The organism is Jeotgalibacillus soli (assembly GCF_000829435.1).
GTDB classification, from domain to species: Bacteria; Bacillota; Bacilli; order Bacillales; family Jeotgalibacillaceae; genus Jeotgalibacillus; species Jeotgalibacillus soli.
The window spans coordinates 735,673-748,866 of sequence record NZ_JXRP01000009.1 but is presented as its reverse complement, the minus strand read 5'-3'; the positions used below and the strand labels follow the sequence as shown (position 1 = coordinate 748,866).

General features: G+C 39.9%; 14 protein-coding genes. All 14 read right to left on the bottom strand.

Annotated features, from left to right (window positions below):
• Positions 1-142 precede the first annotated feature (142 nt).
• Complete coding sequence (locus KP78_RS06530; RefSeq protein WP_052474650.1) at positions 143-991, bottom strand: hypothetical protein; 849 nt, start codon at positions 989-991, stop codon at positions 143-145.
• Positions 992-1,032: 41 nt separating this feature from the next.
• Positions 1,033-3,846 carry a motility associated factor glycosyltransferase family protein gene (locus KP78_RS06525; RefSeq protein WP_052474649.1) on the bottom strand — a complete coding sequence of 938 codons (2,814 nt, stop codon included), beginning with the start codon at positions 3,844-3,846 and terminating at the stop codon, positions 1,033-1,035.
• Positions 3,847-3,966: 120 nt separating this feature from the next.
• Positions 3,967-4,539: a DUF8042 domain-containing protein gene (locus KP78_RS06520; RefSeq protein WP_041087212.1), complete on the bottom strand. Its 573-nt coding sequence runs from the start codon at positions 4,537-4,539 to the stop codon at positions 3,967-3,969.
• A 245-nt stretch (positions 4,540-4,784) separates the two neighbouring features.
• On the bottom strand, positions 4,785-5,609 hold the full coding sequence (locus tag KP78_RS06515) for a flagellin N-terminal helical domain-containing protein (RefSeq protein WP_041087211.1): 825 nt from the start codon (positions 5,607-5,609) through the stop codon (positions 4,785-4,787).
• Positions 5,610-5,785: 176 nt separating this feature from the next.
• On the bottom strand, positions 5,786-6,001 hold the full coding sequence (gene csrA, locus KP78_RS06510; protein WP_041087209.1) for a carbon storage regulator CsrA: 216 nt from the start codon (positions 5,999-6,001) through the stop codon (positions 5,786-5,788).
• Positions 6,001-6,447, bottom strand: coding sequence for a flagellar assembly protein FliW (fliW, locus tag KP78_RS06505; protein WP_052474648.1), 447 nt, complete (start codon positions 6,445-6,447; stop codon positions 6,001-6,003). The genes csrA and fliW overlap by 1 nt, the downstream gene beginning before the upstream one ends.
• A 12-nt stretch (positions 6,448-6,459) precedes the next feature.
• Positions 6,460-7,038, bottom strand: a complete 579-nt coding sequence (locus KP78_RS06500; protein ID WP_041087205.1) for a DUF6470 family protein — start codon at positions 7,036-7,038, stop codon at positions 6,460-6,462.
• Between the two features lie 32 nt (positions 7,039-7,070).
• The gene (flgL, locus tag KP78_RS06495; protein ID WP_041087203.1) at positions 7,071-8,162 is read right to left on the bottom strand and encodes a flagellar hook-associated protein FlgL; all 1,092 of its coding nucleotides are present in this window, start codon (positions 8,160-8,162) and stop codon (positions 7,071-7,073) included.
• A 21-nt stretch (positions 8,163-8,183) separates the two neighbouring features.
• Positions 8,184-9,791, bottom strand: coding sequence for a flagellar hook-associated protein FlgK (flgK, locus tag KP78_RS06490; RefSeq protein WP_041087201.1), 1,608 nt, complete (start codon positions 9,789-9,791; stop codon positions 8,184-8,186).
• A 24-nt stretch (positions 9,792-9,815) separates the two neighbouring features.
• Positions 9,816-10,355 carry a flagellar protein FlgN gene (locus KP78_RS06485; protein WP_235420856.1) on the bottom strand — a complete coding sequence of 180 codons (540 nt, stop codon included), beginning with the start codon at positions 10,353-10,355 and terminating at the stop codon, positions 9,816-9,818.
• A complete protein-coding gene (gene flgM / locus KP78_RS06480) occupies positions 10,348-10,611 on the bottom strand; it encodes a flagellar biosynthesis anti-sigma factor FlgM (RefSeq protein WP_041087197.1) in 264 nt (87 codons plus the stop codon). Before flgM ends, KP78_RS06485 begins: the two co-directional genes overlap by 8 nt.
• A 118-nt stretch (positions 10,612-10,729) precedes the next feature.
• Entirely contained in the window at positions 10,730-11,146 is a 417-nt protein-coding gene (locus KP78_RS06475) for a TIGR03826 family flagellar region protein (RefSeq protein ID WP_041087195.1), read from the bottom strand.
• 81 nt (positions 11,147-11,227) lie between these two features.
• A complete protein-coding gene (locus tag KP78_RS06470; RefSeq protein WP_235420855.1) occupies positions 11,228-11,950 on the bottom strand; it encodes a ComF family protein in 723 nt (240 codons plus the stop codon).
• Entirely contained in the window at positions 11,920-13,071 is a 1,152-nt protein-coding gene (locus KP78_RS06465; RefSeq protein ID WP_235420854.1) for an ATP-dependent helicase ComFA, read from the bottom strand. The genes KP78_RS06470 and KP78_RS06465 overlap by 31 nt, the downstream gene beginning before the upstream one ends.
• Positions 13,072-13,194 lie beyond the last annotated feature (123 nt).

Sequence of the window (13,194 nt, the reverse complement as noted above, 5' to 3'; positions counted from 1 at the left end):
CAAATCATTAGCAAAAAAGACAGTATATTAACATTTAAAAGCTTTACTGTATTAACAATGTTCATGATCATATTGTCTGTACATAAAAACATTTTTTAAAAAGAGATTAAGTTTGAATAGCTATCGCATTTTATCTCTATTTTCACAAATTTAACCAATTTTTATCTTTATAAAAAATACTAGTTTGTGATTTAAAGTCAAACATTGGCATCATACCAATAAAATCTATCCTTTTATAACCTTTATCCTGCAAAAACTTATACCCTTCTTCATAAGAAATTCTATCTGTATTATCCCAAATGATGACTCCACGTTTACTTAAAGAATGAGCACTATTAATAGCACAATTTACTCTATCACGACCATCTATAACCACAATATCTAAATCTCTATGTTTTAAAACTTCTTTTGAGTATTGACCATTGTATGCTAATTTTTTATAAACTAAATCAACGTTAGGATTGATGAGTTGTTTTCTTGTTTTCTCAAACCACTCTTTATCGTGTTCTACCGAAAACACTTTATTCACTTTCTCCGACCACCACAATGTACTGCTGCCAGATCCATATTCAAAGACATTTAAATCCTTTGTGATTCGAGTCGACAAAAACTCGATACAAGGATATGCTATCCACGGTAATGGTGATCCATCTTTATCCACAGAGGCATGTTCAACTCTGCTTCTATAGAAACCGCATTCTTCTAAATAACTTAGTTTTTTCTGACTCATATTTAGATAAATTGATTCGTATGGTTGCTCATGTATAGTTTTCACAGTAACATTTGTAAATTTTGAAAGAATCGCTTTAACTTCGTTAGCAGCAGTTTTATTGCCAAGAGCCACCATTAACATATCAATTTCTTTTAAAATATTTTGTGGAACTTTAGAAATATCTTTATAGACTGGCACCTTATCTAAAATTCTTTGATCTGTTATTATTTCATTTCTATCAATATAAAAAAGGACTGAGTATCCTTGAAAGCTCAACATTTGGCTCGCATAATAACCTGAACTGCTTGCGCCATAGATCCCTACTTTAATAATATTCCCTCCCCAGGCAGCCTTAATAACGGACGAAAACCTACATGTGATCCTACGGTATCTTCACTTCGAATGTAAATTGTATTAAATTCTTTTTCTTTAGTTCCAGAATTACCTCCTCTAAAACCGACGAAATTTACTCTTTCTTTGATATCACACCATATTATTTCACTTAACCATGTTGAAGAATTCCCATCATAATTCCAAATAATATTATTTTTATTGTATTTTTTATTTTTCTCATCTAAAACAATTAATCTTTCACAGTCAGTTTTTTCATAAAATTGTTGGTTGCCTGTTGGTAATCCAATATTAAAATGATCATTTAATTTATTTTTGCTGCGCAGCGAAAATATTACTTCTTTCCAGCTAATATAATTCTGCACAACCCGATCCGCAATTAACCTCTTCTCACCATCTACATCATCCACCATGATTAAATAAAAATCCCCATCTGGATTTGGACTAGCTTCCACCAAGTGCTTGCCTGTTTCTTCGCCCAGACCGGTGAATTCGCCAACTGTATTATAGGTACCTTTATAGTGGCAACGGATGCGCTTGCCGATTGCGAGTTCATCTATATCTGTGACTTCATGAATGTGAAAAGCCCGTTCTTCCTCGCCGATTTCGATGCCCTGGAAGATGAAGTGCGGGTTTTCTGAGAACATTTCAATTGTTGCATCGTGCGTTTTTTTGGACAGTCCTGTCATTTCAATAAGCTGCTGACGCTGGAATGAGCCGAATTGTTCGGGATTGATTGTCTGTCTGACTGTGGCGGTTGTTTCTTTGCCATCGATCGTCAATTTTAGTTTAAGCGGATTTTCTGAATGATTAGTGCCTAGTACTCTTAGTTTGGTACCGGTGAATGTAAATTTAACAGTCGCGCCTGTTTGTTTCGTTTCGACACCAATTGTATAAATTTCAGGCAGTGATTCCGCTGTTTCCTGGCGTGTGAACGGTTTTTTTGTCCAATCTTTTTCATAGTGAAAGATACCGCTGGTGCTGACGCATTCTTTCCATTCGTCATTTTGGAGTAGATTAGGTATTACACTAGACAAAATAACAGGTGCTATTTCTTTATATACATTTTGACAAATAGCTAAATACTGGGAATAAGCTTGTATGACACGTTTCACTTTTTCTGTTGTCAAATCCATCACACGAATACTTTTTGTTTCAACCTGTAATTGCTCAAAAAATACACGCGTGATTGGCCGCAGAACAATGCTGTACATTACATTCTTAGTGAACTTTTTAAATAGTTCATCAAACTGTTCAATCCACTTCTGGATCTGGTTCGCATTCATCCCATCAAAAGAAGATGCACTCTTCTTTTGAAAGTGTGCCATGATTGCTTCATATTGCTCAAGAAATGAGCGTGTATCACGTTGAAGTTTTTCAAGCTTTTGAACAGCAATTAGTGAGGGGTCTGTTTGTCCATAGTGATGCCAGTCCGGATCCACAACTCGTTCTGTTAATTCATCCTTTATTAGTACATCAAGCGGCTTATAAGCTGCTCCTTTAATAGTCGCCCCGCCTTTTGTTGTATTAATGACTTGCAATGTACTATATTGTTCGATGTACTTCTCCATTTCATGACGCATCCGGTCAAAGGGGTTATTCGTTTTAACATTTCCACCTAACGTACCTTCTACCTCATGTGATTTGATTACATCCTTTGCTTGCAAATCGGCTCCCACAATTTCTTTCTTTTCTTTATCGTAGCGAGCAATTTCCTTTGAGTAATAAAGGTCATTTTTAAAGGCAAAGTTTTGACCGGCGAGAATGACTTTTCCTGCTCTCAGCTCATGAAGCAGCTGCAAGGTCACAATTGCTATTGAAGTTGAATCATTCAGTTTCACCATTGACTTTTCAAGAAAATACGGTGTAACAGTATCCTGCGAGGTTAAAAAATTAAATTTCGGACCTTTGTACATTTGAACAGTTTCAAATCCAACTGTTGATCCAAAAATCATCGGAATGGTTTCAATGTTTTGTTCAATGATTTGTTGAAAAACAGTATGATTATGAGACTGCGGATCGTAGGTAAGGACGGCATCTGGATAAATCCCCTGTGCAATCAGCGCTTTATTCGCAGAACCAACTGCAAAAATATACGCAAGTCCCTTTTCTTTTATATAGCGCAGATTATCCATTTCTTCATTTAATGATGGCCCAGCTGAAGCTAAAACAACAGGCTTCCCTTCGAATGGATTATTCTCTTCAAGCAGCATATTCGGTGTTTCAAAAACCTGCTTTAAGTTCATTAACGCATTCAATGTCCAACGCTTTGCAAAGTTCATTTCCACATATGTGTTTGATCTTTTTTCCTGCATAACCTGCTTGAATCGCAAGGAAAATGCTTTCAATTGCTCACCTGCTATTTTTTCATAAACAGGAAGGACAATGAGCAGCACTTTATGGTGCAGAAAACGAGAAAATACTGCTAAATGCTGTTCCATATGGGCAGGCGTTTCTTCTACAAATGCATGTTCTACATAATTCACAGGAAACTGAATATCTCGGTCTGCCGCACTGCTTACTTCACGAATCGGTTCGTATGTAGAAGCGAGCTTAGTGGGATAACGTTCGAAAAACATTTTGACATGATAGCCAATCCCGACACCATAAAACAGAACATGTTCGTATTGCTGAATTTCATCTTTATATGCATCGAGCACCCGCTCTGCCTCTTTGATTGGATCGTATTTGCTATGTATCGGCACCATTTTCCCTTCGTGCTCGACCTGCAAAACGAGCAGGCCGTTTCTACTCGTCATTTTCTCAATTTTTCGTGATACCATACCCTTAGTTCCTTTCTATTGTGCAACTATTACAGCTGCTGTGCCCATTTATGTCCATGCCAATATATATAGGTCCAGTTCGCTCCATAAAATAGCTCCTTTAATCCCGTCGATTACTCATCAATGATGAACACTCTGTTTTAGATCTGTTAATGTTTCTATAATTTCATATTGGATCATATCTGCAATTGTAATGGTATCTTTAATTTCAAGTGCTTCAACTAATTCGATTAGTGCGGATTCTATTTTGGCGGAAACATTTTTATAATAAGACTGTGCATTTTCTTTTGAATGTAAGGAAAGCGTTTCTACCGCACTGTTAATCCATTGCAATCCGTCCGTAAATTCAACAAAGGACTCCCATACTTTATTAGACTCACCTTGATAAAATTGATCTGACAGCTTTGACATAACTGGCAGTGCTCGCTCCAGATACTCATTTAATGATTGCTGAAGCTCGATCGTTACTTCTTGCTTTGTTTTCATAATAATTTTTATCTCATTAATTTCAGATAGTTCTTTCAAAAGATATTGGTAATGATTTTCATAGACATCTATTCCATCTATATTCAAATGACTAAACACAAGCTTGTCAGTCGATGCAATGCCCGCATTGATATCTTCGATCATTCGATTAACTGCTTCAGTTTTATTTTCATACTCCTTTATTTCACTTGGAAAAAAAATCTTCATTTTTCAAACCTCCGTCACTCATATCATATATATTTTATCGGTTAAAGTCGAAATATGTTGAGATGTTGTTTGGAAAATAGGCCACTGTACACAGAACTTCATTCTAGCAAAAAGGTGTATTCTTTAACATATCGAACGAATACCAAAAAAAGGAAATTAAACTTCTACTAAATTTATTAGACAAAAAAGGTGTTCCCCATTTATAGGGAAACACCTTTTTAGAATGATAAAACTAAGGGTGAATATTAACCCAATAGTTGCAATACAGATTGTGGAGCTTGGTTTGCTTGTGCAAGCATAGCTTGAGAAGCTTGTCCAAGAATATTCGCACGTGTCATTTCCATTACTTCTTTCGCCATGTCAACGTCACGAACACGAGATTCAGCAGCTTGAAGGTTTTCAGAAGAATTATTCAAGTTTGAAATCGTGTGCTCTAGACGGTTTTGCATAGCTCCCAAATAAGAACGTCCTTTTGATACACTTTCAATTTCTGCGTTAATTGTGTCGATAGCTGCAGTAGCACTTCCACCACTTGCTAAGCTTAGGCTGTTTACATTTGTATGAACACTTGTTAAATTCACACCGCTTGTAGCAAAATCAACTGTAGTTGTTTGTGAAGTGTTTGCACCTACTTGAACAGCAACTCCGCTAGCAGTACCATCAAGAATATTTTGCGTATTAAATTGAGTATTGTCTTTAATACGTGCAATTTCATTTGATAATTCATTAAATTCGTTTTGTATTGCTTCACGGTCAACAGTAACGTTTGTATCATTCGATGCTTGAACTGCTAATTCACGCATTCTTTGCAGAATGTTTTGCGCTTCTCCAAGTCCGCCTTCAGCAGTTTGAATCATAGAAATACCATCTTGAGCATTACGAGAAGCCTGATCAAGTCCACGAACCTGAGCACGCATTTTTTCAGAAATTGATAATCCTGCTGCGTCATCTCCGGCTCTGTTAATACGTAGTCCTGAAGATAATTTTTCCATTGCTTTTGAAGCAGCGCCTTGGTTTACGCCCATTTGACGGTGAGTGTTTAATGCTTGAATATTATTATTAATAATCATATAAAGTTCCTCCTTGATTGTTTTTAGTCCCACATCCATGTGGTCTAGGCAATCAAAAAGCCTGGCGGCCGCCCATGCTTTTTGATTGCTACGTAATTATTATCGGAACGTTCCTTAAATCTTTAATACTATCTCAAAAAAAAATAACCATATTTCTGCTTTTCCACAGAAAATGGTTATTTTTTAAACATTGCGGTTATATCAATCATTTGATTGGCAGCCAGATTGTTCTCTTCCTGAATCGTTTTATACAGCTCAGTTCTGAAAATATCTATAGTACTGGGTGCATCAATACCAATTTTAATTTGATCACCATCGATCTCAAGGATTTTGATTTCAATGTTATCTCCGATCATGATCGATTCATTTCTTTTTCGCCTTAGCACAAGCATTATTTCCCCTCCTGTACGGGGAGATGTTTTGGTTTAAAAATAGAATGTTTTGGTGTATACGAAGAATCGTTTATAATAAGCTGCTTTGCCTTGCGTTTTATAATGTTAACGACAACGGGCGCCTGCAGATTGGCTGTAGTGTTCTCGAATGGTGAGTGTACCGTTAAGATCGTAAAGATTTCGACTTGATCCGGCCTCTCAATTTCGAGAGCTGCAACGACATGATCCGGTATATCCACTTCATAATCTGGTTTAAAATCAAAAGGATTTACAATAATGAAAGCAATACCCGGTTCATCTGTAGATTGCAGAACGCTAAATGCAATGTCCTGTTCGATCGGCAATAAGACAAATGATTTATGGTTAGGGAAACCTGGAATTCCTTCATCAAATGTAATGATGCTTATTTTATCAAGTTCAATTTCACCATGATATTTCGTTTGCATGGTATTCATCCTTTATGCATTTAGATTTACGTTTTGACCAATATATTCAAAATCGATATTTGGCATAGTCTGGATATAGGGTTCTACCGACCAAGGTGGAATTTCGATCCGCGGTTTGTGAGATTGATACTGAATGACCGGGTCATTTATTTGCACATCAATCTTCAACTCAGATGGACTGTAGTCAATTCTAACATCAAACGGCGACTTAGGAATGTAGCCGATTGCTAGCTGCTTAATTGGTCGAGCACTATTTTGTTTAGCAATAGCCGCAACTGCCCCTCCGCCGTTTTCGATCCGCATCATCTGATCGCCTTGCTGAGCATTCTTTTTTACATTTTTAGAGAATTCCACTAAAGAATTTGCTGCATGCTCATCCGCTCGGCGCAGTGGACCTTTGCGGTCCATTGCAACAAAAGCTTCCGTTTGATTAATCGAGAGTTGTCCCGGTCGAACATCCATCATGATCTCGGCTTTATCCTGTTGAATCGAAAGATCCGCTTTTTGCTGCTTTATCGACATCGTTGGTTGATTGTAACGAATGCCCGTTTGAGCATTCGTGATATGGTAACGAAGAGAAGGTTGGATCATTCGATTCACCTCCATTTTGTTTTCATTTATGTTTAACGAAGGAAGTCCATAAGAGTTGGTTGGATAATTCTTGAACTACTTGCCAGAGTCGCACGCAATAACGTTTCTTCAGACAACATGTCAATTATAACACGTTCCGCATCCACGTCCTCGTTCTCTGACATAACTTTTGTTGCAATTACTTCCTGTTCTGATAAACGGTTCTCAATCATTTCCACCCTGTTGTATTTCGCCCCAATTTCAGAGCGTTTAGATAAAAAGGCATCCATGTGTTTGTCCAGTTTACCAATAAATGATGATAGTTCCTCCCCTTTTGCTCCCGAACTAAGCTTCTTTTGCAGCACGTGCAGGTCCCCAAAAAATGTCGAACTAAAAGATTCACCAGGAGCTATATTTACTCCGAGCTCAATCCCTTTCATGATTTCTATATTTATGGACTCATTGTTAGATGGAATAGCGGACTTTTCTATTACAACCACGTCGTTTGCTGGAAGCACTGTTCCTGTAGAAGCTTCTTCAAATACAGTTCCATTCAGTACATATTCAGCTGTACCATCAGTGAATGCCCCCAAACCTCCATTAGCAGTATCATCCCATTCGAACGTTTTGCTGTTATAAGTGAGGATATATGTATTCTCATTCCCAGCTGCTATTTCAGAAGGGTTGATATCTATACCTTCAGCGTTGTAAGGTGGATTAATTGTATCTGTACCATTAAAAATGTATTGATTATTTACTTTTGTGTTTGTTAGCGTTCCGATGTGCGCTATTAGTTGTGTGACCTCTTCAGACAAAGATTTTCGTTGATTTTCGTCATACGTGTCATTGGATGCTTGGACTGTTAAGTCACGGACTCGTTTCATCACTTCCCCAACCTTATCAAGAGATGAATCAGCGTTTTCAACCCAGCTGTATACCTGTGCAAGGTTCCGGTCCAAATACTGCCTCGTTTCCATTACCTCTGTGCGGTACCGAATGCCTTTCATTGCTACAACAGGATCCTGGGATGGCTTTGTGATCTTTTTACCTGTGTTCAGCTGATCCTGATATGTCTGCATTCTCTGGTAAGACTGACTTAAGTGTCTCAGCGAGTTATTGCTGAGCATGGATTGTGTAATCCTCATCTAATTAGTTCACCTGCTTTCTTATCGGCCGACGAGGCCCATTCCGTTAATGATTTTATCGAGCATTTCATCCACAGCGTTTACCATTCTTGATGCTGCATTAAAAGCCTGCTGGTATTTGATCATATTGGTCATTTCTTCATCTAGCGATACCGAGCTGACTGAGTCACGGTTGCGCTGGATAGAGTCAAGGAGAACGCTGTTATTGCCGCCTAAACGATCTGCTGCAGAGGTAAGCACACCCATATTTCCGATAACGCCTTGATAGTAGTTTGTTACGCTTGTTTCTTGTCCGTTAAAATCAAGTGCTTCATCCTTTACGCGGGTAAGCGCCAAGGCAATCGCTCCATTTCCAGAAAACGCAATGGCAGGATCCCCGGATGGTTTTGATGCAGCAATCCGATCCGGAAAACCATCGATTTCGGCTGAAAGCTTTAACAAAGCAGCGGCCTTCGTTGGATCAGCAAGTGATGCTGCATCAAAAAAATCAACCTTAGGATCCGTTGGTTCACCTTTTCGTATTTCATCAAGGTTCCATCCTTCGCTATGAACCTCATTAAATCGTTGAGCAAAGTTGTGGGCAATTAAGTTGATTTCTCTAAGCATTGCAGGATACGTACCGTGAATTTCCGGAACGGAATCTGGATCTGCTGGATCGGCAGGCATTTCATAACCAAATCCATGAATATGTCCAAGCAGCGTACCCTCCGAAGTAAAACTGTTCATATCGAATGTTTTCGACTGGGTTTGACTCCCTCTGCGATCAAGTTCACCAATTACAACACCCGTTACATATTGACGATTCGGGTCCATATCCACACGAATTTGATTATACTTATCCACTTTCCCATCCACTAAAAATGCCATATGACGTTTTTGATCGTTTATCAGCTCAATAGTCGCCTTCCCTTGGGCAGCTCCTGACGAGTTCCCGCCGCTGCTGGTGTAGGTAACCTTGATTGACAAATGCTTTGACAAATCATCAATGAGTGTGTCCCGCTGATCATATAAATCATTTGGCAAATAGCCATTCGGTTCAATTTCACCAATTTGCGTATTAAGTGCATGTATTTGACGAAGGATTCCATTGACTTCAAAGGATGTGTTATCAATTTGTGAGCCGATATCCGTTTTATTCACGTTCAATCGATTGTCCAAATAATTAAAGGTTTCTGCAAGTGCTTGTCCTCGCTGAAGGACAACGGCTCTTGCTCCAGCATCCTCAGGATAGACAGAGAGATCCTCAAGCGAAGACCAAAACTGGTCCATAACCTTTGCCAAGCCTTGCTCTGACGGCTCATTCATGACTTCTTCCATACGGTGAAGAGCGGACGCCTGTGAGCTCCAGTAGCCAAGACCTGTATTTTGCTGGCGATATTGAGAATCCAGGAAGGTATCCCGATAGCGCTGAATCGCTCCAGCCTCAACACCGGTTCCAACTTGGCCAGGCATTTCCGGGCGATTAAAAGCAGCTGTTGGAAAGCCATCCGTCGCTTTAAAATCTACACGCTGGCGTGAAAAACCAGGAGTGTTAGCATTCGCAATATTATGTCCAGTCGTATAAAGGGCACTCTGCTGCGTAAAGATTGCCCGTTTAGCGGCTTCAAGTCCTTGAAAGGTTGCTCTCATACTAATTTCCCTCCGTCTATCCCATTACGTGCGGGAATCAAACATTGAATGATTCGGTCGCAATCTGCTGGGTTTTCCTTGTTTATTGGAATAATTCATTGTTGATTGTTTTGGCATAATCATATCCATTGTCATATTCACGAACTGCAGCGATTGAAGAGTCAGCTGCCGATTCAGTTCATTCTGCTGGGACAGCTCCGCAACGACCATGATGAGCTCTTCTTTTTTTGTTTGGAGCTGTTCTATCATGACGGGATCCTTAAGCACTTCTTGTATGTCTGTAAGCGTGGGAATCGCAGCTATGGATCTTCCTCGTTCTTTTAGTAAAGCAACAGCCTGTTCCTGCCGCTGCTGTTCAATTGTATTGATGGCAGCTGCATACGTTTGTTCTTGTTTCAAAAGCTCCTGCAGGCCTTCAATGTTTGTTTCTTTTATGTGAATGGTTTTTTTATGAGCGGCCTTTAGGAGCCCATCGTGTAGCTTCACTAGCTTATCAAGCGTCTCGAGCAATGCTGCTTCTGACATATTCCATTCTCCTTCATTCTGCTGTTTATTCTCACCCACGATAATGCTTAAACAGGTCTTCTGCTACTTTTTTGGAATCTACTTTATAGTTTCCACTCTCAACGTCCACTTTTAATTGATCAATGCGGGCTTGACGCTCCATTTGAATACGTGAGCCATCCTGCATCTCTTTTGCAGCAGAGGAAATTTCAACCTTGTCTGAGACACGATTTTTTTGCTGCTCAGCCAGCTCTGCTTTTTTCTGCTGTCGATTGTAGGGATTGATATTCGGATTATTAAATGGATTAATTTTCACCAATGTTCACCTACTTTCTTTAGATTAAACGATTGTTCTTTGACCATTATATCGGCTATATTTGAGAAAATTAAAGGTGCATGGGGAAAATAGAAAGAAAGTCCCATGCACCTGCTATTTAATCGCGATTTTTTGAAGATAAATACGTACGTTTTTGACTATTGGCCATCTGCTCTTTAAAAGCTTCATTTGATTCATGAAGCTCAAGATCGTTTTTAATCGATTCTTGGCAGTTTTTACAAAGCTTGGCCGTATTAATTAATGTGCCGCAGCTATCACAAGGGTAACCGATCCCAGGAAATTGTGCGGGTTGCAGGCGGCGCTTTCGTACCCACTTATGAAGCAGCTTATCCGTTACCCCCGTTACCTCAACAATTCGTTCAATGGTTGCGGCCCGGTTTTCCCTTTTACGCAAAAAATGATAGACCGTAGTAAACATGTCCTCTTCTAGCTGATTGCATTTTGAACAAACCTCACGCAGTCCATTAAATGAAAAGACCGCATTGCAGGTCGGACAATTTCTAAGTTCCCCCACAAGATGACCCCCCTATGTTCTTTTGGAGTTATTATACTACAAAAGTCACACATTAGTAGATCTTTATTCATATCTGATATACTATCGACCAATTGTCATCGAATTAACAGCCTTAGCTTCTGCATTTTTCAACGTATAAGCCGCGTGGCGAAGCGTAGTACCTGTTGTGTAAAGGTCGTCGATCAGGAGGATTTTTTTCCCTGGCAGCTCTTCTTTACCGACGAGAGAAAATGGATTTTCAGTATGTATTCTCTCCTTTTTTGATTTCTTGGATTGCTTTTCCCCGTCCTTCCGAGCTAATAGAGAGGTAAAAGGTAAGTTTGCTTCATATAAAAGCGCCTCTGTTTGGTTAAATCCCCTTTCGTGCAATCGTCTATTGCCAAGCGGAATGGGAACAATTAAATCATAAGCTGGGAATTCCCGGATCATTTTATTCATCTCGTCCGCAAAACAAGATGCAATTTTCCAATCTCGTTGATATTTTAGCCGCTTGATTAATTCCTTTAAGGCTTCATTGTACATATAAAGTGAACGATTTTGGTCTAGTACGTTGTGATACAAAGGATCCTTAGTCCATTGCAGACAATCTTGGCAGACCTGATTTTCTTCGGACATAGTTTTTGAGCAACGTGTGCAGATTTTTTGGAGTGAAATCGGTTCAAGCAGCGCCGAGCAGTCTTTGCAAAGCTTGTTGGATGGCGAAGGGTGAAAAAGATCCCCCCAGCCAATGGATTGAGGAATTTTTTTATGGCAAGAGACACAGTGATTCACTTCTAGGTACCCTTTTTGGCTGTTAGAAGCCACCCTTTCTTCTTTGCATCAAGATTCATCTGTCGAATATGAGCTTGTGCCTCCAGGATTGCCTTCGTATACCCATGGTGAAAAAAGGTGACATTCCCCTTTGGAAAATCTTTATTTCTTCCTGCTCTTCCCGCAATCTGAACGAGAGCGCTTTCTGTAAAAATTTCCTCCTCCGCCCCCAGCACAGCCACCTCGACTCCTTTAAACGTGACGCCTCGTTCTAAAATCGTTGTCGTCAACAAAAGCGCGAGTTGATTGTCACGCATTTGTTGAACCCTTTCTTTGCGCCCGGGATCTTCTGCATGGACGGCGGCAATTTTGGCGGTGGTTGATGTACTAAGCAGCTTTTCGAGTCTTTCCATATAGGGGATATTCGGAACAAATACAAGAATAGGAATTTGATTGGTGAGGCGGTGGATAATCCATTTTTGAAGTGGAATCGGAATGCGTTTTCGATCAATGCTCTTTTTCCAATTCCCTATCCATTTTGGGACTGGTTCAGGTAGAGGATGAGCGTGGTATCTAGCCGAAATGGCGACCATGGGGAGTTCGCCCCTTTTCGCAGCGGCTTGGATGGATTTATTTGGCGTGGCTGATAAATAAATGAGAGTAGCGTCCTTTTTACGGGAATGTTCCACTGCTTTTTGAAGAGATTCGTCCATGGAATACGGGAAAGCATCGACCTCATCTACGATCATAACGTCAAAAGCATGTCTATAGCGGTAAAGCTGATGTGTCGTGCTGATCGTGATCATTGCAGACCCAAACCGGTCTTCACTGCCGCCATATAGGCCAGCGACTGTTGATGAACTGAAGGCTTGTTTTAAACGCGGAACGAGCTCAAGCACCACATCCGTTCTTGGTGTAGCAATACAAACACGTAAACGCTTGGACAAAGCATATTCTATTCCCGAAAAAAGCATTTCCGTTTTACCAGCTCCGCAAACGGCCCAAATTAATAATGAGGTTTTGTTTTTTATCGCTGCAACGAGGTTCATAGATGCTTCATGCTGCGGCTTCGACAGCGTACCTTCCCAGGAGAGGATGGGTTCTGTTGGTAATGAAAGCGGGGCTTCTGGTCCACACCATAGAACAATCGGTGTGCAGCTGGAGGCTTTTCCCATGTTTATGCACTTCCTGCAGTACGTGCACTCTTCTTTACAGCGGGCACAAGGATGGGAGAAAAATAAAGTGGGATCTTGTTGATGACATCGTAAACATCGTGGTTTTGAGTTGGAGCTGAGAAT

Bases quoted from the DNA above. Each gene is read 5' to 3' on its own strand.
- KP78_RS06530 (WP_052474650.1), bottom strand. From the start codon at position 991: ATGTTGAGCTTTCAAGGATACTCAGTCCTTTTTTATATTGATAGAAAT.
- KP78_RS06525 (WP_052474649.1), bottom strand. From the start codon at position 3,846: ATGGTATCACGAAAAATTGAGAAAATGACGAGTAGAAACGGCCTGCTC.
- KP78_RS06520 (WP_041087212.1), bottom strand. From the start codon at position 4,539: ATGAAGATTTTTTTTCCAAGTGAAATAAAGGAGTATGAAAATAAAACT.
- KP78_RS06515 (WP_041087211.1), bottom strand. From the start codon at position 5,609: ATGATTATTAATAATAATATTCAAGCATTAAACACTCACCGTCAAATG.
- csrA (WP_041087209.1), bottom strand. From the start codon at position 6,001: ATGCTTGTGCTAAGGCGAAAAAGAAATGAATCGATCATGATCGGAGAT.
- fliW (WP_052474648.1), bottom strand. From the start codon at position 6,447: ATGCAAACGAAATATCATGGTGAAATTGAACTTGATAAAATAAGCATC.
- KP78_RS06500 (WP_041087205.1), bottom strand. From the start codon at position 7,038: ATGATCCAACCTTCTCTTCGTTACCATATCACGAATGCTCAAACGGGC.
- flgL (WP_041087203.1), bottom strand. From the start codon at position 8,162: ATGAGGATTACACAATCCATGCTCAGCAATAACTCGCTGAGACACTTA.
- flgK (WP_041087201.1), bottom strand. From the start codon at position 9,791: ATGAGAGCAACCTTTCAAGGACTTGAAGCCGCTAAACGGGCAATCTTT.
- KP78_RS06465 (WP_235420854.1), bottom strand. From the start codon at position 13,071: ATGGGAAAAGCCTCCAGCTGCACACCGATTGTTCTATGGTGTGGACCA.